Below are 21,943 nucleotides of genomic sequence, written 5' to 3'. Positions count from 1 at the left end.
GCAAGATCAAATTCTTGAAACGGCTCATGTTCGGCCGCGCCAACTACGACCTCCTCAGAAAGATGGCACTGCTGAACTGAGCTGAGATCACCGACCGTGACCGCTCCCCAGCAAATGCACCAGACCCCTTTGAACAGCAGGGGTTGGTCGAGGTCCTTGGCGAGGGCGTAGGCGAAGCAGTCACCCATGTTGAGCTTGGCCTTGGAGTGGTTGCCCTTGCCGTATGTCTGGTAGGCCCGGCGCGCGATTCTGGCCTGGCTAGGCGTTACGGGCTCGATGAAGAGGCCCATTTCGCTGATGAGGGTGTCGAAGGCGTTGCGTATGCTCTCACCGCGGTTGTCGGCCACGATGGCCGCTTCGACGTAGTTGACGGCCGAGATACGGCAGACGGCGGCGGCGATAGCGTTGGAAAAGCTGACGGCCTCGGGTTCTCCGTTGATGACGGCGATGATGGCACTAGAGTCGATGATCATGCGGGCAGGCCGGTGTCCGGGTCGTAGAGGTCATCGGTGGACAGCTTGTCCTGGCCGAGGTGGGCGCGCATGTCGGCAGCAATGCTCAGGATGCGTTCGGCTCTGCCGACGGCCCCGCGGCGTTCCAGTGCTTCCAGGCGGCGTTCGAGTACTTGGGCGGCGTGCTGGGTTTCCTCGGCCAGCCGGATGACCCGCCGGGCGAGATCATGAATGGGCTCGTGTTCAAGGTCCACGCTCACCGTCGCTCAGCTCCTTCGGTCGCGTCACCTGGGACGTAGCTTCAGAGTAGCTTGAGGCCAAGCGTCTTCGGTTCCCTGTGTTTGCCTAAGCCAAACGGACATCGGCGTGGCCTCGTCGCACGCCAGCCGAGGCCGGGCAGCGTCAGACACCCTGGCTGTGACAGCAAATTACATGACAGTTACTACCCGTCGCAGCCGATCAAGTCGGAGAATGCAACAACAGTTCTATCCATGCGGTATTGGGCGGGCGTGACGCCGTACGAGCGGGTGAACCAGCGAGTGAGATGGGCCTGGTCGGTGAATCCGACCTCGCTCGCGACACGGGCCGCGGCCCCCCCTGGCGAGCAGGCGGCGAGCGGCACGCAGGCGCAGCTGGCGCTGATAGTCGCTGGGCGCCAGCCCGTAGGTCGCGCGGAAGGCCCGATAGACGGCGTACCGGCTGGAGCCGGTCCAGGCCGCGAGGTCGTCGGCGTTGATCGGCTCGTGTAGCAGTCGTGGATCAGCTCGCGGGCCTTCGCGGCCAGACATGTGGCAGTGGCCGCGCGGGCGGTGGCGGGTGGTTCGGGGGGTCTACGGGCGGCGAGGCGTACGAGGGCGGCGATCGTGCCGGAGAGCAGTTCGTCGCGCTCGAGCGGGTCGGCGCCGCGTAGCAGCGCGGTGTGCAGGCCGCGCAGCCGCGTCGCGAGGGCGGGAGAGTCGAGGACCGGGCTGGCGAACAGTGGCAATCCGGCGAGGGCGAATCCTTCGATACGGTGCAGGCCACGGGAGCGGCGACCCGACACCGCCGCTCAGCGGCCCACCTCGTAATCGCACCGGATGCTGGCGCCGCGCCGATATGCGGGTGATATGCGGGCCCTCGATTACGGTCTGCGTCAGGAGTCACTTTGATCGACATTCGCCCTGAAGGCGGCCTTCCCTTCCGATAGAACGGGATCACCATGCCGCCAACGTAGCCCTGTCCCCACAGGGCTCTTGGCATCAAGCAACTGGCGCCTAACCGTATCCCCCCATACGCACCTGTTCAGAGAGAAGTGAGCATGATCGCAACCGGCAGGCCGACCTGGCCGAAGACCCTGAGATTTGCCGTCCTTGCCGTGTCGGTCACTTTCGCGGCGGCGACACTGATTCCCCAGGCCGCCTCGGCGCAGAGCGCCAGCGTCATGGCCGTGTCCCACAAGAGCCCGTTCAACTGTGGCAAGACCTTCTACGCCAACAACTGGACCCCCACCCACAACCCGGCGGGCTCCATCGACTGGCAGAACTACGGAGGCGATGCCATCAACGGTGAGACCGTACGGGCCACCGCCGCGGGCACCGCGACCTTCTACAACGCGGGGAACACCAGCTACGGCAAGTGGGTGGAGATCCGTCACAGCGACGGCACCAGAACCCGGTACGCCCACCTCGCGACCATGGTGAAGTCCGCGGGCGCCACCATGAGTGTCGGCCAGGGCACCACGATCGGCACCGTCGGCTCGACGGGTGGCTCCAACGCCCCGCACCTGCACTACGAACAGCGGACCTCCGGTGGCGCGATGGACACCAGCCCGACCGTGGAGGGCGTGACCGTGTCCTTGGGCCAGAAGAAGGCCATCAAGAGCACCAACGGTTGTGGCGGCAGCGGCAACCCCAACACCCCCGAGAGCGTCTGCGGCAGCGGGTTCACGGTCATTGACTCGGCAGCCCTGACGGGTGGCCGGACCTACCTGCTGTACAACTCGGGCAACGGCGACAACTGCGTCGCGACCATGAAGACGACGAGCCTCGGCGCGGCGTCGGCGGTGTCGGCCTTCCTGGAGCCGCAAGGGGCGAGCAGGACGACCGACTCGGGCAGCTTCGAGTACTACGCGGGACCGGTCAAGCGCAACGCGGCCGGAAAGTGCGTCAAGTGGGGCGGCTCGGTCGGCAGCAGCACGTACACCAGCGGGTTCGAACACTGCGACTGACCTGATGGCCGGTCGCTGAAACGTTCTGCCGGAGGCCACTACCTGATCATGGGTAGTGGCCTTCGACGTGCGGTGGGGCGTACGAGGAAGTCGGCGAAGGGCGGGCTCAACCGGCGGCGAAGGCGCCGACGGAGGCCGCGCACAACAGCAGCCCCGCGGCGTGCGCCAGGCTGGTCCGCTCCCGCAGCACCAGGGCGGCCAGGGCAACCGTGAAAGCAGGGTAGAGGGAGGTGATGACGGCCGAGACGGTGAGCGTCGCCTCGCGGGTGGCCAGAAAGTACAGCACGGTCGCGCCCACTCCCAGGACTCCGGTCCAGCCCGCCGCCCACGGCACCCGCGCCGTTCCGACGGGTGGGGTCATGCTCCGGCGGCCGGCCAGCGCGTAGCCGGCCAGGACGACGACGGCGGACAGCTGGCTCGCGGCCACCGGCCACAGCCCCGACGTGTCCCCGGCCCGGCCGAGGCAGACGAACAGGGCGGCGAAACCGAGCCCGGCCAGCAGCCCTTCGGCTACCCCGGCACCACCACCGTCGCCACGCTTGCCCGGCTGCGCGGCGACCAGCCAGATTCCGGGGATGGCCAGGCCGACGCCGAGGACCGCGAGCGCCGTGAACTCCCCGCCGGACAGCAGGTCGACCGGGATGGGCAGACCGGCCGCGCCGACGGCCGACAGCGGCCCGGCCACGTTCATCCGTCCCCGGGACAGGCCACGGTAGAGGGCCAGCGTCCCGACCGCCCCGCCGAGCCCGGCGCCGATCCCCCATCCGATCGCGCCCATGCTGGGCTGGGCGCTGACGGCAAGGGCGGCGGCCAGGCCGCCGATGGCGGCGGCGGACTGCCCGACGAGCCCGACCAGCGCGTAGTGGGTACGGCGCGACAGCAGCCCGCCGAGGAAGTCCGAGGCGCCGTACAGAGCGGCGGCGGCCAGGGCGAGCAGAACCGCCGTCGGCATCACCGCTCACCGCCCCACACGGTAGCGAGCTGGACGGTCCGTCCCATGGTCTCTTCCTCTCTCAGGAGTCATAGGGAGTACACGAGCCATGCTCCCGGCAGATTGGACAGCTGGACAGGGCCGATTTCAGTCTGCGTCAGAGGTCCGATTTCCGTATTCGCTGGACCGACGGCAGCAGCGGGCCGCAGGCTGAGGACGTGCTAGACGACGCTTCTTCCACGACGGCTCTGCCATGGTTCGCGCAGCCCGCCGCCCGGTCCTGGACCTGCGCGCCCGCCCCTGCCGGGGTGCGGGACTTCCATGCCGCCCTGCCCGGTTACGCATCCACCCCGCTGACAGAACTGCCCTCCCTGGCCACCGAGTTGGCGGTCGGCCGGGTGTTCGTCAAGGACGAGTCGTCCCGCCTCGGGCTGCCGGCCTTCAAGGTGCTGGGCGCTTCCTGGGCGGTGCACCGGGCCCTGGCGGAGCGTGCGGCCCACCGCCCAAGTGCGGAGCCCGTCACGCTGGTCAGTGCCACCGACGGCAACCACGGCCGCGCCGTGGCCCGGACGGCGCGCCTGCTCGGCCGGCGCGCGCACATCTTCGTCCCCCGGGGCGTCCATCCGGACGCCGTGGCGGCCATCGCCGCCGAGGAGGCCGAGATCACCCGGGTTCCGGGCTCGTACGACGAGGCCGTGCACCAGGCGGCCGAGGCAGCCGCCACCGCCGCGGACGCGGTCCTGATCCAGGACACCGCCTGGCCCGGCTACGAGACGATCCCGGCGTGGATCGTCGAGGGCTACTCCACCCTCTGCGTCGAGATCGACGAGCAGCTCGCCGCCGCGGGAGCCACGGCGCCGGGGCTCGTCGCCGTCCCGGTGGGCGTCGGCTCCCTGGCCCAGGCCGTGGTCACGCATTACCGCAGCCGTCCGCCCGTACCGGCGCCGGCCTTGCTGTCGGTCGAGCCGGAAGCCGCGGCCTGCGTCATCGAGAGTCTCACCCGTGGCGAACCCGTCAGCCTCACCACCGGCCACACCGCCATGGCCGGGCTGAACTGCGGCACCCCGTCCAGCATCGCCTGGCCCTACTTGCGGCGCGGGCTGGACGCCGCCGTCGCCATCACCGACGCCGCCGCCGCTCGCGCGGCCGGTGACCTGGTGGAACTCGGTATTTCAGCGGGCCCGTGCGGGGCCGCCGCGCTCGCCGGTGTCCGCGCGGTACTCACCGGGGAGAGCGCCGAAGAGCGCCGTACGGCACTGGGGCTCGGCCCGGCCTCGGTGGTCGTCCTGCTCTGCACCGAGGGCACGGCCGCCAACCCGAAGCGCGCCATCGAACACTGAACCCGAGCGATTCAGCCGAGGTCCGGATGGGGAACGTAGCGGTCTGGCCGGATCAGTTCGCGGCCGGCATCGTCGGCCATCAAGGTGTCCATGTCCGCGATGTGCCAGCCGGCGCCGAGCAACGTGGGCACGAGGGGATGCGTCCCCGGGACCGCGAGCCGGGCGGTGCGCGCCTGGGTGGCGGCGAGGGCGCCGAGTACCGCGTCCGCGCAGTCCTGGGGGGTGGCCCCGCCGCCCGGGCCGATGACGACATCGTGGCCGGTCTGGCGGGCGGCGGCGTAATCTCGGTCCGTCGCGTGCATGGTGACGCCCGGCAGGGCGGCGTACCAGGCGAGGGTGGCGCGCCGTGCCCCTCCGGAGGCGCGGGCGTCCAGCGCCGCGATGTCGTCCGCACCCGTTGGCCGCACTGGTGGCGTGGGCAGGCCCGCGGCCGGACCGGTCAGGTAGAGCAGCGGGGTCCAGGGACGCAGGCCATGCCGGACGTAGAGGGCGATGGCGCGCGGATCGGACGAGGCGAACGTCACTTTCGGCCCGTCTCCGGAGAGCAACTCCGTGAGCATGGTCCGGCCCACCCCTGAGGACTGATGCTCGGGCAGCACGAACAGATCGCCCAGGTGGGTGACGGCGCCACGCCGTAGCGTGCCCCCGAAGCCGAGGGCCGCACCGGCATCGTCCGCGGCGAAGAGGAGCGTGCCGAAAGAGCGCTCGGCGTCGAGGAAGTCGGACGTCCCGGACCATCCGGCCAGCAGGCCGAACCTCTTGGCGACCTTCCGTACAGCGGGCATGTCATCGGCTGTCGCGGCCCGAATCACACGTTCTCCATCCGGCTCACTCTAGAACGCCGGGCATTGGAGGACGGGCCGGAGTGCCCCGGCCCGTCAGCCGCGTCATCCCACGATGACCGTGAGGTCGAACGCGCCCTGGTGCGGAATGCGGAGGGCATGGAAGCGCCGGGCGCCGTCGCGGAAGTAGCGCACGCTGCCGGCCGCCAGCGTCGCCTCCATCGGGGTGCCCCAGCAGAAACGGGCGTCAGTAGCCGGTGACGTCGGGCCAGCGCAGCTCCACGCCGTCGCGGCCGAGCCGGTGCTGGTAGTCGGCCAGGAGCCGCCCGTCCGCGCGCACGGCGTGCGGCGTGGTGGCGTGGTCCAGGCAGAAGGCGGCGAGCGCGCCGGCCGCCTCGCCGACGTTCCACTCCACCGGGTGCAGGCGGTAGGCGCCGTTGGTGATGTGGGTGGTGCCGATGTTCTTGGAGGCGGGCAGCAGGTTGGTCATCCGCTGCGGGATCAGCGCCCCGAGAGGGATCTCGAACGGGGAGCAGGCGACGTCGATGTAGTTGTCGCCGCCGGTCGAGGGGTGCAGGTCGATGCGGTACATGCCCACGCCCACCGAGTCGGGATAGGAGGCGGCGCCCTTGTCGCCGCGTACCGCCACGGACAGGTCCTGTTCGGTGACGGTGGTCAGGGCCCGGATGCGCCGGGACTCGCGGATGTAGGGGGCCTGGGCGAGCCCGTCGGCGCTGCCGGTGACGTCGCCGCGCAGCCGCAGGCCCGGGTATCCGGTGCCGCCATCGTGGCGGGGGGCCTCGGTCTGCAACCAGTACATCACCGACATCGACAGCTCGCGGGCCGCCGCCAGGTGCCGATCGGCGTCCGGCACGTCGATGATCGGCCCTTCCAGGTAGTCGATCATCGGCCAGTTGACCAGCGTGATGTCGCTGTCGTACGTGCCGGGCAGGAAGTTGTCGCGGGCGGCGATCCTGCGGAACGTCCACAGGTTGCCGTCGCCCGGATTGACCCGCTGGTCGGCCTGCACTAGACGGGGATCGTCACCCGGGTTCGGGGTGAAGGAACGCTCCATGATCTCCAGCGTCCGCGGGCTCGGGCAGCGCCAGGACAGCAGCCGGTCGCCCCAGAAGGACGGCTGGTAGGTACGCCAGAAGTCGTACGAGGCAGGCTTGTCCACGGTGTGGTCGCCGTCCACGTGGTCGATCGCGAAGCACACGGACACGGCCTGCATGTTCATCGGCTGCGCCGTCGCCGGGGCGCTCGGCTCACCGGTCTCGTCCTGCGACTCGAACCCGGTCACGTACTCGGCCCCGGTCAGCGGCAGCAGCTCGCCGGTCTCGGTGGCGTCCAGCACGTACGGCGCCACCGCGGTGATCTCCTCGCCCCCGTCGCGGTGCGCGAGCCGTACGGCAGTGACGCGGTCGCCGTCCACCTCGGCCCCAATCGGCCGGTATGGCTGCAGCAGGCGTAACCTGCCCGACCCCCGGTAGGGGGCCAGCATCGCCTCGATGACCGCGACGGCGACCCTCGGCTCGTGGCACAGCTTGCTGACGTGCCCGGCGCCCGGGTTCAGCTCCGGCCACGCCCGCGCCCGCTCGGTCAGCGGGTAGTGGTCGCGGTAGTAGCGCCGGATGCCGTCGCGCAGCGCGCGATAGCTCGCCGTGACGCCGAACCGCTCCACCCAGGTGTGCTCGTCCGGGGGCACCGCCTGGCTGGTGAGCTGTCCGCCCAGCCAGTCGTACTCCTCGGTGAGCACCACCGAGCGCCCGGCCCGCAACAGGGCCAGCGCGGCGGCCACGCCACCCAGGCCGCCGCCGACGACGAGCGCGTCTGCCGATATCTCAACCACGCGGGGTTTTACCTCTCCTCAAGTACGGTCTGTGTCAGGTACGGGGGCCAGGGTGGAGCCTTCGACCAGCTCGCACGCCAGCAGCTCCTGCGGGACGCCGCCGCGTTCCAGCACCCCGGTGAGCAGCTCGACGGCCCTGCGCCCCATCTCCCGCCGGGGAATGCGGAACCCGGCGAAGTCGATGTCGGTCGACACCGGCCTGGTGGACGCGCCCAGCGCGAGGATGGACAGGTCGCGCGGCACGTCCAGGCCACGGGCTCGGGCGAGCTCGACGATGGCCACGCCGTCGGCCAGCTCCTCGGCGAACACCGCGGTCGCCCCGGAATCGAACAGCCCGTCCACGGTGCTCAGGTGCAGCCCTTCGACACCGGTCGCGGCCACACCTTCGGTGAAACCACGCAGCCGGTCGGCGAAGGACTCCGCGCCCTGCCCCGCTCCGACATAGGCCATCCGTCGGTGCCCGAGCGCCGCCGCCCGCTCGACCAGCGCGCGCACCGCCGGCGGGTAGTCCGCTCCGACGTACGGCACCGGCCCGCCGGCGTCGTCGCGACGGCCGACCGAGACGAACGGAATGCCGTCGGTCAGCAGCCGAGACAGGTCGTCCGGGTCGATCGTCCTGCCGAGCAGGACGCATCCGTCGGCCAGCCGAATCCGGCTCTCCCCGCTGAAGATCCGCCGCCGCTCACCCTGCTCCACCTTTTATCAGCGGCGCCCGCCTTGGCGGGCATGACAACGCCCAGTGACGTCGTCAAAACCCGCCCGCGGTATCTGACCTGCTCTTCGACCCTCAGTACTCGTGGGTTCCGGTCAGCACGCTGAGCGGATGATCGCGAGGGCCTCCTCGACCCGGTCCGCGTGGGTGCGGAAGCTGAGCACGCACACGCGCAGGAAGAACCGGCCGTCGATGGTGGTGCTGCTCAGGTACACGCGCCGGCCGGCATTGATCTCGGCCAGGAGCCGCCTGTTGTCCTCGTCCGTCCCGCGCAGCCGGAAGAGCACCACCGTCAGGTCCGGCTGCCACGGCACCTCGAAGCGTGAGTCCTGGGTGAGCCGGTTGTGGAGGTGGGCGGCGAGGTTGAGCTTCTCGTCCAGCTCCCGTTCGAAGGCCCGGACGCCGTGCAGGTGCAGGGGCAGCCACAGCCGCAGCCCACGGAACTCCCGGGTCAGCTCCACCCCGAGGTGCCCGAAGTCGGGCAGGTCGTCCACCGGGCTGAGGTCCTGAAGGTAGCGGGCGTCGGCCGCGTGGGCGGCATGCAGTACGGCCGGGTCGCGCACCAGGAGCAGGCCCGTGCCGTACGGGAGGAACAGGCTCTTGTGCGGATCCAGCGCGATCGAGTCGGCCGCCTCGATCCCGGCGAGCCGGTCCCGGCCCCGCTCGGTGAGCTGGAACCCGCCACCGTAGGCGGCGTCCACGTGGAACCACAGCCCCTCCCGGCGAGCCAGCTCGCCCAGCTCGGGAAGCGGGTCGATGGTGCCGGAGCTGGTGGTCCCCGCGGTGCCGACCAGCAGGAACGGATGCAGCCCGGCGGCGCGGTCGGCGGCGATCATCGTGGCCGCCGCCGAGACATCCATGCGCAGGTCCGCGGTGGCGGGCACGGTACGGATCCGCTCGGCGGGCAGGCCGGCGATGCGGGCGGCCTTGGCGACGCAGTAGTGCGTGTGCTCGGTCACGTACAGGATGCCGTCCCCGTGGGAGTGGCGGGCGGCGAGCAGCGCCGAGAGCGTCGCCACCGACGCGCCCGTCGTGACCAGCCCGCCCGAGCCCGCCGGCAGCCCGAACCGGTCGCAGAACCAGGTCAGCACCCCGTGCTCCATGGCGACCAGCGCGGGCGCCACCTGGGCCACGCCGGTGAAGCGGTTGACGGTCAGGGCGAGCAGTTCGGCCAGCGCCGCCGTGACCAGCCCGCCCGCCGGGAAGTAGGCGAGATAGCCCTGACCAGCCGTGTCCACGCCTTGCCCGGCGGCTTGGCGGAAGAGCTCCAGGAGCGCGGCGAAGTCGCCGGGTCCGTCACCGGGCGGTCGCCGCAGCGTGGTGACCAGGTGTGCGGCCTGCCCGTAGTCGCTCGCGGGCGCCGAGTCCAGCTCGCGGACCCAGTCGGCCAGGAAGTCCACCGCGTGCCGGCCCAGGCGCTGAATGGCGGAGGGGTCGAGGTCGAGGGGAAGAGCACGTTCGTCGGTCGTCATGCGGGCACGGTAGATACGCGGCGTACGCGAAGGATTGGAGGTTATTGCACTCCACGCTGGTAGGCGCGCGGCGGCACCCCGACGAGGCGGCGGAAGTGCCGTGAGAGGTGCGACTGGTCGCAGAACCCCACCGTGACGGCCGCCTGCGCCGGCGGCATGCCCTGCCGCAGCAGCTCACGAGCCTTCGCCACGCGTAGCTGGGTCACGTACGCGTGTGGCGGCATGCCGTACGCGCGCCGGAAGGAGCGCAACAGGGCGTACGGCGTGACCCCCGACGCGGCCGCCAGCTCGGTCAGACCTGGCGGGTCCGGCATCGTCGCGTGCAGCAGATCCCGCACCTGGACCAGGCTCCTCCTGCCGGTCCGGCGGACCTGGCGCTGCGGTCGGCGCGTGCCGTACGCGCGGAGCATGAGGGCCAGCAGCGTATGGAGCTGGGAGTCGGCGGCCAGCGACGCGCCGGACTCCGCCGCGCGATGGGCGGCCGCCACTCGCCGGGCCATGCGCGGGTCGGCGACCACCCGCCGCTCGAACGACGGGGTCCCGCCGGGCACCCCGATCTCGTCGGCGACCTCCCGCACCTGCTCGACGCTCGGGTACAGCACCCGATACGTCCATCCCTCGCTCGTGTGGGGGCCGCCCGTGTGGACGACGTCCGGTTCGATCACCACGACCTCGTCCGTCCCCGCGTACTGCACGCCGTCGGAGAACCGGATCTCCTCCTGGCCTGCCTCCAGCGTCCCCATCGCGTACGTCTCATGGCTGTGCCGGGCGAACCGGTGCTGGACGAACTGCGCAAGCATCAGGTCCAGGCCACCGAGCCCGTGGTAACGCCAGTAGCGGGCAGATTCCACATATCCCTTCATAGCCAGAAAGCGGGTGAAACGCGCAGCTCGCCGAGCATCACCCGGATGGAGGATGCCAGGGCGGCGTGATGGGCGATGTCGCGCGGCCCGCCGCGACGGGAGCCTTGAGGCATGGAAGCCATCGAGGTGACAGACCTGCGCAAGACGTACGGGGGCACCAATGCCGTGGACGGCGTCACGTTCACGGTCCACGCCGGGGAGACCCTCGGCATCGCCGGTCACAACGGGGCGGGCAAGACCACCACCGTCGAATGCCTCCTCGGGCTGCGGCGAGCCGATGGCGGCAGCGTGCGGGTGCTGGGCGAGGACCCCGCGCGCCGGCGCCGGGCCCTGGCCCAGCGCGTCGGCGCCCAGCTCCAGGAGAGCGCGCTGCCGGAGCGGATCAAGGTCGCCGAGGCGCTGCACGCCTTCGCCTCCTTCTACCACCGGCCCGCCGACTGGCGGGAGGTCATGGAGCGCTGGAGCCTGACGTCCTTGGCGCGCAAGGCGTACGGCGACCTGTCCGGCGGGCAGAAGCAGCGGCTGATGCTCGCCCTGGCCCTGGTCGGCGACCCCGAGCTGGTCGTGCTGGACGAGCTGACCACCGGCCTGGACCCCCTTGCCCGCCGGGAGACCTGGCGGCTGGTGCGGGAGCTGAAGACCTCCGGCACCACCGTGGTGCTGGTCAGCCACTACTTCGACGAGGCCGAGGCCCTGTGCGACCGCCTGGCCGTCCTCGCCCGCGGCCGGATCCGGGCCATGGGCACCCCGGCCGAGATCATCGCCCGGACCGGCACCGCCAGTCTGGAGGAGGCGTACTTCGCCCTGGAAGGAGCGGACCGATGAAGGCGTTCACCGCGCTCACCACGATCGAGCTGAGGCTGCTGCTGCGCGACCCCGCCTCGGTGTTCTTCATGATGGCCTTCCCGATGATGCTGCTGGTGCTCAAGCGCGGTGACAGCGGCGCGGTCCCCGGCTACATCGCGATGATCTCGGCCGTCGGCGGCTTGGGCGCTCTGCCCGGCATCGTGGCCGGCTACCGCGAGCGCAAGGTGCTCAAGCGGCTGGGGACCACGCCGATCTCCCCGGTTCTGCTGCTCGGCGCCCAGTTGGTGGCGCAGGTCGCCGCAGCTCTGATCGGCTCGGCGCTGCTGGTGGTCGCCGCGATCGCGGCGTTCGGCGCGCGGCCGCCCACGAACCTGCCCCTGCTGGCCGTCGCCATCCTGCTGTGCTCGGTGATGGTCTGCGCGCTCGGCTTCGTGATCGCCGCGGTCGTACGCAACACCAGGGGCGCGAGCCTGATCGGCATGCTGGTCGAGTTTCCGATGCTCTTCCTGGCGGGCGCGGCCGTGCCCCGCGAGGCACTGCCCGACTCGCTGCGCGCTATCGGCGGCTTCCTGCCGCTGACCCCGGGCGTGGACGTGCTGACCGCCGCCTGGACCGGCGCCGCCGCCCTCTTCCCGATGATGATCCTCGCCGGGATAATCGTGGCGGGCACGGCGGTGGCCGCGGCGCTGTTCCGATGGGAGTGACGGAGCGGGGGAGTGACGGGGTGGACGTCTGGGAGGCGCGCTGGGTGCGCGCCTTCCACCTGCTGTACTACGCCTGCCTGGCGCTGGGGCTGATCCTGTCGTTCGGCGAGCACAGGAGCCCGGCTCCGGTGACCCTGGTGGTGCTCGCGGCGCTGGCCGGCTGGCACTGGTTCCTCGTCGTCCGCCGGCCGCACCTGCTCGGCCGGCTCCGCCCCATGGCGCTCCACCTGGCCGTGCTCTGCGTCCTCTACGTCGCGCTGGTGCGCGCCGACGGCTCCTTCGATGTGGTGATCTTCGGGCTGATGCCCCAGCCGTACCTGATGCTGCCCATCCCCTGGTCGTACGCGGGGGCCGTGGCGACGATCCTGTGCACGTTCGCGGCCAGGGGCTACCTGGACGACCCCGACACCCTGTGGCGGCTCGCCGGGAGTTGCGGCCTGGTGGTGGCGATCGGCATGTTCTTGATGTACGTCCTGCGCCAGAGCGCGCAGAACAAGACGCTCGGCGTGCTGGAGGAGCGGGCCAGACTGGCCAGGGAGATTCACGACACCATCGCCCAAGGGCTGAGCGGGATCATCACCCAGCTCGAGGCGGCCGAGCAGGCCATGCCCGACCTGCCCGCCGTACGCAGGAGGATCGCGCTGGCCAAGGAGCTGGCCCGCGACAACCTCCAAGAGGCCCGCCGCTCGGTGGACGCGCTGCGGCCGGGGCCCCTGCGGGACGCGCGCCTCGACGCCGCCCTGGCGCGGGTCGCCGAGCGGTGGTCACGCACATCTGAGGTGAGCGCCACTGTGAGCGTGGAGGGTACGCCGCGGCCACTGCCCGGCGAGGTGGGTGCCACGCTGCTGCGCGCGGCGCAGGAGGGGCTGTCCAACGCGGCCAAGCACGCGCGGGCGGGCCGGGTGGCGATCACGCTGACGTACATGGACGACGAGGTGACGCTGGACGTGTTCGACGACGGCAGGGGTTTCGAGCCGGATGCGCGGGGTTCCGGGTACGGGCTGGCGGCCATGCGCGAGCGCGCCCGCGATGTCGGCGGGACGCTGACGGTGGAGTCGGCACCGGGAGAGGGGACGGCACTGTGCCTGCGTATCCCCTCAAGCTGATGATCGTGAATGACCATCCGGTGGTCCGCGACGGGCTGCGCGGCATGTTCGACCACGTGGACGACATCGAGGTGGTGGCCGAGGCGTCCGACGGGTTCGAGGCGCTGGCCATGGCCAGGCGAGCACGGCCGCACGTCATCCTCATGGACCTGCGCATGCCCGGCCTCGACGGCGTGGGCGCGATCGAGCGGCTGCGCGCGGACCACCCGGAGATCAAGGTGATCGTGCTGACCACGTACGACACCGACGCCGACGTCACCCGGGCCATGGCCGCCGGGGTGGCGGGTTACCTGCTGAAGGACGCGCCGCGCGAGGAACTGCACCGGGCGGTCCGTACGGCCGCCGCGGGCGGCGCGGTCCTGGCGCCGTCGATCGCCTCCGCGCTCATCCGCGGGCCCGCGGCGCAGCGGCCGAGCCCGCGCGAGCTGGAGGTGCTGCGCCTGGTGGCACGGGGCGCGGCCAACAAGGAGATCGCGCGAACGCTGCTGATCAGCGAGACCACGGTCAAGACGCACCTCAAGCACGTCTTCGCCAAGCTCGGCGTCGAGACCAGGGCGGCGGCGGTCGTGGTGGCCATGGAGCGGGGACTCCTCTAACGCGATCTGTCATTCAGCGGACACAGCGTAGGGAATCGGGAATCTCTCCGGTTACCGTCCAAGGGAGCGTTCCAATGGAGGGAGCCGTCCATGGATGCAGCGGTGACGCCCACACGCAAGGTGCTCATCAAACTTGACGAGATCAGGGCCTCGTACCACGAAACGGACGGGCGCACCGTCGATCGCCCGACGCGGGCAGGCCGGCTCACGGCCGTCACCAAACTCCTCGTCGCCGGGGGCGCCGCCTACGAGCAGGACAATGACGCCGTCGGCTTCGCCGTCTTCCTGGCCAAGTGGCCGGAGACCTGTCCGGTGACGTCGGCTCAGCTGGCCGGACTGGCTCTGACCGCTGAGGACAGTACGGCCCTGGGGGATGTCTGGGAGCGCGTCTTCGGCACCTACCTGCGCCTGCTGGAGCGGAAGTGGGTCGCGCTGAAGGTCACCGACCTGCGGGTCCGTGACCGCATCCTGGCCGGCCTGCGCCGCTGCGCTGTCACGGTACGCCCCGGCACCGACGGCGTCGTACGGTTACGCGCGCTCACCCGCCAGGATCTGCACCAGAACGAGCCCTTCATCCTCCTGCTGCGCCGGGTCGTCCACCTGCTGCTCGACGGCGGTAACGGTCCGGCACCGACCATGCTCAGGCTCGTCCCCCCAGCGGAACCGCTGCCCCAGGAGTACGGGGACACCGGCGCCGTCATCCGCGCCGCCGGGTACACCACCGACCTCACCTTCGTGCCCGTGCGCGAACGCGACGCCGTCCAGTACACGATCATGCGGGTGACCACCCGCATCACCCGGCCCGATGGTCAGTCGCTCGATCTGCGGGGAACCGTCTGGCCGCTGACGATCCCCTTCCCGGGCGGATCCGCCCGCTACGAGCTGATCACCGACGACAACCGCGTGGTGCGTGCCGAACGGCTGGGCGACGTGGTGGACCGGCCGCCACCGGCGTGGTACCTCCGGCCGGGTTCGATCAAGGAGGGCAAGGACGCGCTGCAGGCGCGGTTCGCGCTCGGCGGAGTGGGTGACCGGCTGCCTGCCGACCGGCGTCCGGCGAAGGCGTGGAGCCTGGCCGAGCTCGGCCAGGTCGCCTCGGCGTTCGAGCGCATCCCGGCCGGCGACCTCGAGGCGCTCAAGGGCACCTCACTGATCCGCGACAACCCCGTTGATCCCATAGCGGCCGGCCGGCACGGCGGCGACGCCCACGTGAGCAAGGGAGGCCTGGACCTGGTCGGTCCGGAACCTGCCGAACCGACGCCGCACGTCCACTACTTCGACCTGGCCTTCGACGACATGACCCGCTCGGCGTGCGGCCGGCCGGGCGACTGCGGGGCGGGCGGCGACTGGACCCTGCTGCACGAGATCGGCCATGTGGTCACCATGTGCCCCCACGAGCAGGCCTCACTGTCGCTGGCTCGACTCAGGGACAAGCCGTGGCAGGCGTACCAACTGCTCGACCAGCGGCTGCGCGCCGTCGTGGCGAAAGCCGACAATAAGCTCATCGAAGCCTTCAATGCCTGGACCACCGCGTACGGGGCCTACACCGACGCGAACGACGACTTCGTCCCCGTGGCGAACCAGACCTGGGCGGCACTCCGGGAGACCGTACCCGCCAACGTCAGGGAGGTCATAGCGACCTTCGCCAGGGCACAGGCGGCGGCCGTCGCTCGGGTGGACCCCGCGCTGGCCGCCGCCCGGACGCTGGACGCGCTGGTTCCCGCGGAGCAGGGCGCTGTGGTCCGGGTGGCCACGGTGCTGCTGCGGCGGCATACGTATATCGCGGGGTTGGCGGCGCCTGGGCTGCTGTTGGCGAGGTTCGCCGCCTATGCCGCACAGGTCGGATACCAGTCGTGCACGTCGTACGGGCGGACGTCGACCAAGGAGTTCTTCGCTGAGACCTATGCGCTGTTCACGCTGGATCGGGAGCGGTTGTGGGAGGCCAACTGGCGGATGTGCGCTTGGCTGGAGGACGGTTACCCGGTTGTGGAGGGGTACAGCCCGCAGATCCGCTGATGGCGCGGGATCGTAGCAGACGGTTACCCTCCGTGTTCGCTGGTGCGATGAGCTGGGGGGTTGACTTTGAAAGACGCCTGGCCGGATGAGAATTGCCGTCCGTTGCCCGAGGTGGCTTTACAGGGGTGGGTCCGATGCGGGGAAAGTCTGAATTGGCATTCGCATTTTTCTGACAATCCGCGTCAATGACGCGGTGCCTTGTCCCGGGAGATGGTCTTCGGCGATCGAGGCCGGCCCCTGAACTGGTAAGAGTGCCATTTATGTGACAGGAGACGGACACTCCGTAATCCTGCGATTCCCATGCTGGGCGTCTCCACCCGGCCGCTGGACGGCGGCCCCTGCACCTTGGGTGGCGACCATGCTGCGCACCGTCTTCGAGCAGAACGACGAATGGGGCGAATAGTCGCCGGGTTATCGATGGCCTTCTCAGGCCCCATCTCACTGGGCTTGTCCGTTTCGGTTGATGAACACCATGGGTGCTGTTAGCTTCGCACGGTGGACGACACGCGGGTACGGACGGAGGCAATCGAGGACTTCGCGGTGACCCTGCGGGAACTGCGCGCCTCGGTCGGCAACCCGTCTTTTCGGGAAATGTCCGGCCGGTCAGGGGCGATTTCTCACACAACGCTGCACGAGGCTACGAAGGGTAACCGGCTCCCGAGCTGGGAGACCACCGTTGAGTTCCTCAAGGTGTGTGGCGCGGACCCGGCCGCGTACCGCGAACGCTGGGAGCGAGCGAACCTGGCGGTCAGATCAGCGAGCACCGGGGATCTTTCGATTCGCACGGACGCCTCGATGGATCATCCGCCCGGTGGAGTCGCAGGCGCCGTCGAATCTCATGCCATGCGGCTCGCCGACGGGTGGTCGGCCGGCGAGATCTCGGCACCGCCCGGCGAGATCGCGGGCGAGGTCCCCGCGCCGAGGAGCCGAGGACGAAGGCGGTGGATCCGCCCGGCCGCGTTCGCGGCCGTGGCCGTCACCATGGGATCAGTGGCCGTCATCGTGGCCACCGTCAATCGCGGCTCCACGCCCGACGAACAACACGGTCCGAACCTGTCCGGCGGCTCATCGATCGCCGTGCTGTCCCCAGCCGATTGCCCGGTGCGTTCGACCAACCCGCCGTTGGCCCCGCCGCTGCACAAGGGCGACGCGGTCGTGTTCATCGAGGACGTTACGCTCGCCGACTGCACGCGCGTCGGCACCGGCAAGACCGTGACCAAGATATGGCGGCTCAAGAACGCCGGGACCGTGCCGTGGAAGGGCTATTCGCTGCGTCGCCTCGACGTCACGCAGCAAGCTGATCAGTGCCAGACCATTCCGCACGTGCCGATCAGGGACACGCAGCCCGGCGAGATGGTCGACGTCGAGACCGTCGTCACCACGCCGAGCAAGCCGGGCCTGTGCTACGTGCGATTCAAGATGGTGGACGCCTCGGGAACGGTCCTTTTCCCCGGAAGCCGGCCGGTCAACTTTCAGATCATCGTCGGCGCACTCTAATTCCCCGCCGCGCGGGATACGGCGGGGAACCAGAGCCTCGGAGGTGTCAGGAGCCGATGACGATCCCCGTGTAGTAGTTCTTGAGGATCCTGGAGTAGCTCCAGCCCGCTCTGGCCTTGTCGCGGGAGCCGTACTGCGACATCCAGTCGCCGTTGACCCAGTTACCGCACGCCGTCGTCGTTGAGCAGTACTGGGCCCGGAAGATCTTCCCACTGCGGGTCAGCCGGGTGCTCCACGTCGCGTCCACCGCGGCGTTCGTCACCGCCTTCGCGGAGCCGGGCTTGTACACCTGGCTCGAGGTGTGGTCATAGACGTCGAAGCACTGGCCGCTCGGCGTCTTGCTGGCGGAGTGCAGCGCCCAGTACCAGCCGAAGTTCTTCACGGCCATCGCGCCGGCCTTGAGGGACTCGCTCGGCCAGCTCGTCACCCACTCGTTGGGCAGGACGTTCTTGACGTAGGTCTTGAAGTCCACCCGCTCCACGCGATTGAGGGACTCGCGGTACACGAGGATCGTCGTGGGCAGCTTGCTGTCCGTGCCGTCGGTCTTGCATTGGGTCGGCGGCAAGGCGCTACCCAGGAACTCGTGCGAGGCGTTCTGGTTCTTGAGAGTGGAGTTGAGGTTGGCCTTGGCGCCTGGGGCGAAGTCCTGGTAGGTGCCGGTGAGGCCGGTGTTGAAGTAGACGCGGACCTTCTTGCTGCTGCGGTTCCAGGCGGAGGCGGCGGCGTTCTTGAGGCACTTGCCCTTGCCCGCGCCGGGGCCCTTGAAGTCATAGCAGCTGGGCTGCGTGGTGGAGTAGTCGGGGATCGATCCGGTGAAGTCGGAGACCGATCCCTGGTTGTTGCTGTTGAAGTAGTAGCAGAACTCGCCGGTGTCGCAGACGCCGTCGCGGCCGGCCGCCGAGGCGGGCGTCGCGGTGGCCAGCATGGTTCCGCCGAGCGCCATCGCCGTGGTGAGCCCCGAGATCAGCCGTACAGTTCGTGAAAGCACAGGTGTCTTCCTCTTTTGTCAGCTTTCGCGGCTTGTTATCGGACGTTGTAGCCCTGGGAGTTCCAGAACGAGGTCGGGTTCGGGTTGTCCAGGGTCGAGTCGCCGACGCTCTTGGACGCACGCGTCTGCCGTCCGGGGCGCATCTCGACGTGGGTGTGCGCGGACGAACTGCTCGACACCCCGTGCCACGACTCGTCGGCGATGATCTGGCCGCGGCTGACCGACTGGCCCACACGCAGGGAGGACCGCGGGGCGGAGTGCAGGTAGATCACTGTCTTGTTCGCCGCGGCGTTGTAGACGGCGATCGTGGACAGTCCGGCCCTGCCGGTGGATCCGAACTGGACATTGGTGATCGTGCCCGCCACCAGGTTGTGGACATCCGAGCCGATGCCGCGGGCGATGTCGATGCCCTCATGCCGGCCCTGGGTGGAGGTGTAACCGTCGAAGCCGCAGGTGATCGAGCCGGCGGCCGCGTACAGCGAGAACGACATGTTGGTGCGCGTCGTCGATGACGGGTTGAACTCGTGCGAGGCGTTCTGGTTCTTGAGGCTGGCGTTCAGGTTGGCCTTGGCGCCTGGGGCGAAGTCCTGATAGGTGCCGGTATTACCGGTGTTGAAGTAGACGCGGACCTTCTTGCTGCTGCGGTTCCAGGCGGAGGCGGCGGCGTTCTTGATGCACTTGCCCTTGCCTTCGCCGGGGCCCTTGAAGTCGTAGCAGGTGGGCTGGGTGGTGGAGTAGTCGGCGACTGATCCGGTGAAGTCGGAGACCGATCCTTGGTTGTTGCTGTTGAAGTAGTAGCAGAATTCGCCGGTGTCGCAGACGCCGTCGCGGTTGGCCGCCGAGGCGGGCGTCGCGGTGGCCAGCACCGTCCCGCTGAGCGCCATCGCGGCGGTCGTGGCGGTGAGGATCCTGGTGATCGTTCTCATGGCTGTTCTCCTTATGTCTGCTTATGTCTGCCTATGCGGGAGTAGCTCTGGATTTGCGGAGGAGTCAGCGGCGCTGGTACTCCTCCCAGGTACGGATGGCCACCGCAGGGCCGTCGTCCGGCCCGCGGTTGGCGAGGCCGTTCTGGCCCAGGTAGTAGTCACCGATCTGGTGCTGGGCCTGGCTGGAGAGGCTGGTGTCGTTGATGGCGGCGGCGTGGATGTGCCACGGCCAGTCGCCCTGCTGGGGGCTGCGCACCCATGCCGCGAAGCCGACACGGCGTAACGCCCGGCAGACCGCGGTGCGCTTGGCGGCAGTCATCCCCTTCACCGAGACGTCGACGACGCCGCCGCCATCGTGGGTGCCCACGGAGGTCGGGTCGCCGCCGGGGTTGTACGAACCCTGGTCCAGGGCGAGATCGCGGCCGAGCAGGCGCTTCGCCTCGGCCAGCATGTTGCGGGTGCGGGTGTTGATGACGGCAGCGCCGACGGACACCCGGGCGCCCGGGTCGATGGCGCCGGTGACGGTGAAGCGGCCGGCTCCGAGCTTGGCGAGCGACCCCTTACCCGGCAGGCCGTTGGCGTCGAGACCGGTGAGGCCGAGCGACTTCTGGTACTTCGCATAGGCGGTGACCGTCGTGGAGCCGAAGTAACCGTCCACCCACTTCGCGTCGAGGAGGCTCCGGTCGCGCAGCGCCTGCTCAACGAGGAGCACACTGGCCTTGGCGCCCGGGGTCAGGGTGCTGTCAGGCCGCCGCGGGTCGATCTGGGCCGCCTTGACAGTGGCTTCCATGTTCACACTCGGAAGGGCGCTCATGCCGGCCGCCTCTGCCACCGACATCACGGACGCCTCGGCTGGGGAAGCGAGCAGGGCGGCCGATATGACGGCAGCGGCGCATGAGGCCAACTTCATCGTTACTCCTGGTTTCAGGCCACAATGGGAATTACTTGGGCGGCGGAAACAAGGTCTCGGTTTGGCCACGTGTCCACAAGAAGATCGGTGTTGTCAGCCTGTCCGCACGTCATCTGACAGCCCTGGCCGTACGCCGTCTGACAGGCGGTCCGATGGTGTCAACGGGACCTGACCTGCACGTCGATCCCCGCGACCTTCAGACAGGAGCCCACCGCCAAACTGTTTGCAGTGTTATAGTCAAAAGCAAACAGTTGGAGGTGGGTCATGTCCCGTCACACCGACATCGCCGCGCCGGGGCGCCTGCGCCGCCTCGCCTTGACGGCCGTTCCTCCGTTGCTCGTGCTCCTGGTGCCCATGACTCTGGTCGGCCTGTACGGAGAGCGCCTGCCGGCCCGCGCCTACATCGAGAGCTGGGCTGTGCACACCGGATACGCGCCCACCTGGAAAGGCTGGCTCTCCGGGCGGTGCTTCACCCTCGTGTGGTTCGAAGTCACGCTGCTCCTGCCGTTTCTGCGTTACTGGCGCCTGCCGCAACCCCAGCGCGGCATGGTGATCCTCAGTTTCGTCATCGCCGCCTCGCTCTCCGCGTCCACCGTGCTGGCAATGACGGCGCTTCTGGACTCCCCAGGGCCGGTGACCCGGCCGGCCTGGCATCTTGGGGCGGAGATCGCCGTTACCGTCGTCGCGGCCGCGCTGGGTTACCGGGCGGCGGGCCCGATCCCGTCACCGCCCGCGGTCATGTCCGCGCCGCCGTCGCACGCGCCGACCATGGCCCTCGGGCGGCACCAACGGATCCTGTTCGTGACGTCGACTTGGTCGCTACGCCGGCTGCTGCTCGCCGCGATATTGGGCGCGCTCGCCGTGCTGAGCGTGGGCAACGGCTCCGACGCCTGGCAGGGGACGGCGCTGCTCGCACTGTGGGCGCTGTTCGAAGCGGCGCAGGCGCGTACGAGCCTGCAGATCGACGGCTCGGGCATCACCGTGCGTGCCTCGGGGCTGCCGGTCCTGCGGCGGAGGGTGCCGTACTCCCTGATACGGTTCGCCGAGGCCAGGAGCAGAGCCCCAGAAGGGCGATACAAGCTGGACGACAGCTCGTCCGGATGGGGCGTGGTCAACGGCAGGGCGCCGGTCCTCGTCTTGTCGTTGAGCGACGATCGATCGTTCGTCTACTCCACGCGCGAGGCGCAGACCGCCGCCGCCCTGGTCAACGGATGGCTGAGCAGGCAACGACTGGAGGAGACGGCGTAGTGCTGATCACCATTGATCCGGCGTCGCCCCAGCCGCTGGCCGACCAGGTGGCCGCCTCGGTCCGCGCCGCACTCGCCAGTGGCCTGGCGGCACCCGGCGACCGTCTGCCCTCGGCCCGCAACGTGGCCGCCACCCTCGGCATCAACCTGCACACCGTCCTGCGGGGTTACCAGCAGTTGCGCGATGAGGGGCTGGTGGAGCTGCGCCGGGGCCGGACGGCCGTGATCACCGAGGGGGCCGACCGGTTGCGGCTCCGCCTGGCCGAGGCGGCCGAAGAATACGCCAGAGCAGCACTGCACGCTGGAGCCACCGAGGAGGAGGCGTTGGCGGCAGCGCGACAGGCCCTGCTCACCATGCGCGATTGATGGAGATCCGGTAATCCCTCGCCCCGTGTCAGGCTGGGCTCCTCCTCGACGTGGACTGACCGATTCACATACTCCACTGACCGGATCCGATCAATATGGTGCTCCGATCTTGTCAGGTCGAGCGGCCTGGTCAATAGTTGCGGCAAAGCAGTCAAATTCGATCCGCTGCC

Annotated in this window: 23 protein-coding genes; 10 read left to right on the top strand and 13 right to left on the bottom strand. The window is 69.7% G+C overall.

Features of this window, described 5'->3' with window-relative positions; all coding sequences use genetic code 11:
- The 4 genes from LDL49_RS53005 to LDL49_RS52990 form a co-directional block, all read right to left on the bottom strand.
- On the bottom strand, positions 1-473 hold a 473-nt coding region (locus tag LDL49_RS53005; RefSeq protein ID WP_225302569.1), incomplete at its 3' end, for a type II toxin-antitoxin system VapC family toxin.
- The gene (locus LDL49_RS53000) at positions 470-712 is read right to left on the bottom strand and encodes a hypothetical protein (RefSeq protein WP_225302568.1); all 243 of its coding nucleotides are present in this window, start codon (positions 710-712) and stop codon (positions 470-472) included. The genes LDL49_RS53000 and LDL49_RS53005, both read right to left, overlap by 4 nt.
- A 182-nt stretch (positions 713-894) precedes the next feature.
- Positions 895-1,437, bottom strand: coding sequence for a helix-turn-helix domain-containing protein (locus tag LDL49_RS52995; RefSeq protein ID WP_225302567.1), 543 nt, complete (start codon positions 1,435-1,437; stop codon positions 895-897).
- Positions 1,438-1,733: 296 nt separating this feature from the next.
- Positions 1,734-1,874, bottom strand: a complete 141-nt coding sequence (locus LDL49_RS52990) for a hypothetical protein (RefSeq protein WP_225302566.1) — start codon at positions 1,872-1,874, stop codon at positions 1,734-1,736.
- On the opposite strand from LDL49_RS52990, the gene LDL49_RS52985 reads away from it, so the two are divergent.
- Entirely contained in the window at positions 1,873-2,658 is a 786-nt protein-coding gene (locus LDL49_RS52985) for a M23 family metallopeptidase (RefSeq protein ID WP_225302565.1), read from the top strand. The two genes, LDL49_RS52990 and LDL49_RS52985, sit on opposite strands and share 2 nt — an antisense overlap.
- 106 nt (positions 2,659-2,764) lie before the next feature.
- Here the strand turns inward: LDL49_RS52985 and LDL49_RS52980 are convergent, their stop codons facing one another.
- Complete coding sequence (locus LDL49_RS52980) at positions 2,765-3,610, bottom strand: EamA family transporter (RefSeq protein WP_225302564.1); 846 nt, start codon at positions 3,608-3,610, stop codon at positions 2,765-2,767.
- A 197-nt stretch (positions 3,611-3,807) separates the two neighbouring features.
- Here LDL49_RS52980 and LDL49_RS52975 point away from each other — a divergent pair, with 197 nt between their 5' ends.
- Positions 3,808-4,929: a diaminopropionate ammonia-lyase gene (locus LDL49_RS52975; RefSeq protein WP_225302563.1), complete on the top strand. Its 1,122-nt coding sequence runs from the start codon at positions 3,808-3,810 to the stop codon at positions 4,927-4,929.
- 11 nt (positions 4,930-4,940) lie between these two features.
- Here LDL49_RS52975 and LDL49_RS52970 read toward each other — a convergent pair whose 3' ends face one another.
- The 5 genes from LDL49_RS52970 to LDL49_RS52950 all read right to left on the bottom strand — a co-directional run bounded on the left by LDL49_RS52970 (position 4,941) and on the right by LDL49_RS52950 (position 10,598).
- On the bottom strand, positions 4,941-5,714 hold the full coding sequence (locus LDL49_RS52970; RefSeq protein WP_225302562.1) for a GNAT family N-acetyltransferase: 774 nt from the start codon (positions 5,712-5,714) through the stop codon (positions 4,941-4,943).
- Between the two features lie 244 nt (positions 5,715-5,958).
- Positions 5,959-7,563: an FAD-dependent oxidoreductase gene (locus LDL49_RS52965; RefSeq protein WP_225302561.1), complete on the bottom strand. Its 1,605-nt coding sequence runs from the start codon at positions 7,561-7,563 to the stop codon at positions 5,959-5,961.
- 18 nt (positions 7,564-7,581) lie between these two features.
- A complete protein-coding gene (locus LDL49_RS52960) occupies positions 7,582-8,259 on the bottom strand; it encodes a substrate-binding domain-containing protein (protein WP_225302560.1) in 678 nt (225 codons plus the stop codon).
- 111 nt (positions 8,260-8,370) lie between these two features.
- Entirely contained in the window at positions 8,371-9,747 is a 1,377-nt protein-coding gene (locus tag LDL49_RS52955; RefSeq protein ID WP_225302559.1) for a pyridoxal phosphate-dependent decarboxylase family protein, read from the bottom strand.
- A gap of 41 nt (positions 9,748-9,788) precedes the next feature.
- Positions 9,789-10,598 (bottom strand): AraC family transcriptional regulator, encoded by an 810-nt coding sequence (locus LDL49_RS52950; RefSeq protein WP_225302558.1) that lies wholly within the window; start codon positions 10,596-10,598, stop codon positions 9,789-9,791.
- 123 nt (positions 10,599-10,721) lie between these two features.
- Here LDL49_RS52950 and LDL49_RS52945 point away from each other — a divergent pair, with 123 nt between their 5' ends.
- From LDL49_RS52945 to LDL49_RS58935, 6 genes are all read left to right on the top strand, one after another.
- The gene (locus tag LDL49_RS52945) at positions 10,722-11,435 is read left to right on the top strand and encodes an ABC transporter ATP-binding protein (protein WP_225302557.1); all 714 of its coding nucleotides are present in this window, start codon (positions 10,722-10,724) and stop codon (positions 11,433-11,435) included.
- Complete coding sequence (locus tag LDL49_RS52940; RefSeq protein ID WP_225302556.1) at positions 11,432-12,121, top strand: ABC transporter permease; 690 nt, start codon at positions 11,432-11,434, stop codon at positions 12,119-12,121. The genes LDL49_RS52945 and LDL49_RS52940 overlap by 4 nt, the downstream gene beginning before the upstream one ends.
- 20 nt (positions 12,122-12,141) lie before the next feature.
- Entirely contained in the window at positions 12,142-13,227 is a 1,086-nt protein-coding gene (locus LDL49_RS52935; protein ID WP_225302555.1) for a sensor histidine kinase, read from the top strand.
- A complete protein-coding gene (locus LDL49_RS52930; protein WP_225302554.1) occupies positions 13,227-13,823 on the top strand; it encodes a response regulator in 597 nt (198 codons plus the stop codon). Before LDL49_RS52935 ends, LDL49_RS52930 begins: the two co-directional genes overlap by 1 nt.
- 90 nt (positions 13,824-13,913) lie before the next feature.
- Positions 13,914-15,839: a hypothetical protein gene (locus tag LDL49_RS52925; protein ID WP_225302553.1), complete on the top strand. Its 1,926-nt coding sequence runs from the start codon at positions 13,914-13,916 to the stop codon at positions 15,837-15,839.
- Between the two features lie 495 nt (positions 15,840-16,334).
- Positions 16,335-17,336 carry an NBR1-Ig-like domain-containing protein gene (locus LDL49_RS58935; RefSeq protein WP_225302552.1) on the top strand — a complete coding sequence of 334 codons (1,002 nt, stop codon included), beginning with the start codon at positions 16,335-16,337 and terminating at the stop codon, positions 17,334-17,336.
- Between the two features lie 46 nt (positions 17,337-17,382).
- Here LDL49_RS58935 and LDL49_RS52915 read toward each other — a convergent pair whose 3' ends face one another.
- From LDL49_RS52915 to LDL49_RS52905, 3 genes are all read right to left on the bottom strand, one after another.
- On the bottom strand, positions 17,383-18,324 hold the full coding sequence (locus LDL49_RS52915) for a SpoIID/LytB domain-containing protein (RefSeq protein WP_225302551.1): 942 nt from the start codon (positions 18,322-18,324) through the stop codon (positions 17,383-17,385).
- A 35-nt stretch (positions 18,325-18,359) separates the two neighbouring features.
- On the bottom strand, positions 18,360-19,250 hold the full coding sequence (locus LDL49_RS52910; protein WP_225302550.1) for a peptidase inhibitor family I36 protein: 891 nt from the start codon (positions 19,248-19,250) through the stop codon (positions 18,360-18,362).
- Positions 19,251-19,314: 64 nt separating this feature from the next.
- The gene (locus LDL49_RS52905) at positions 19,315-20,160 is read right to left on the bottom strand and encodes a peptidoglycan-binding domain-containing protein (RefSeq protein ID WP_225302549.1); all 846 of its coding nucleotides are present in this window, start codon (positions 20,158-20,160) and stop codon (positions 19,315-19,317) included.
- A 264-nt stretch (positions 20,161-20,424) separates the two neighbouring features.
- Here LDL49_RS52905 and LDL49_RS52900 point away from each other — a divergent pair, with 264 nt between their 5' ends.
- Both LDL49_RS52900 and LDL49_RS52895 read left to right on the top strand, forming a co-directional pair.
- Positions 20,425-21,408, top strand: a complete 984-nt coding sequence (locus LDL49_RS52900; protein WP_225302548.1) for a hypothetical protein — start codon at positions 20,425-20,427, stop codon at positions 21,406-21,408.
- Complete coding sequence (locus LDL49_RS52895) at positions 21,408-21,773, top strand: GntR family transcriptional regulator (RefSeq protein ID WP_225302547.1); 366 nt, start codon at positions 21,408-21,410, stop codon at positions 21,771-21,773. The genes LDL49_RS52900 and LDL49_RS52895 overlap by 1 nt, the downstream gene beginning before the upstream one ends.
- The last annotated feature ends 170 nt before the right edge of the window (positions 21,774-21,943 follow it).

Origin of the sequence: Nonomuraea aurantiaca (assembly GCF_020215705.1) — a bacterium.
Lineage (GTDB): Bacteria > Actinomycetota > Actinomycetes > Streptosporangiales > Streptosporangiaceae > Nonomuraea > Nonomuraea aurantiaca.
This window is presented reverse-complemented; position numbering and strand designations above follow the sequence as displayed.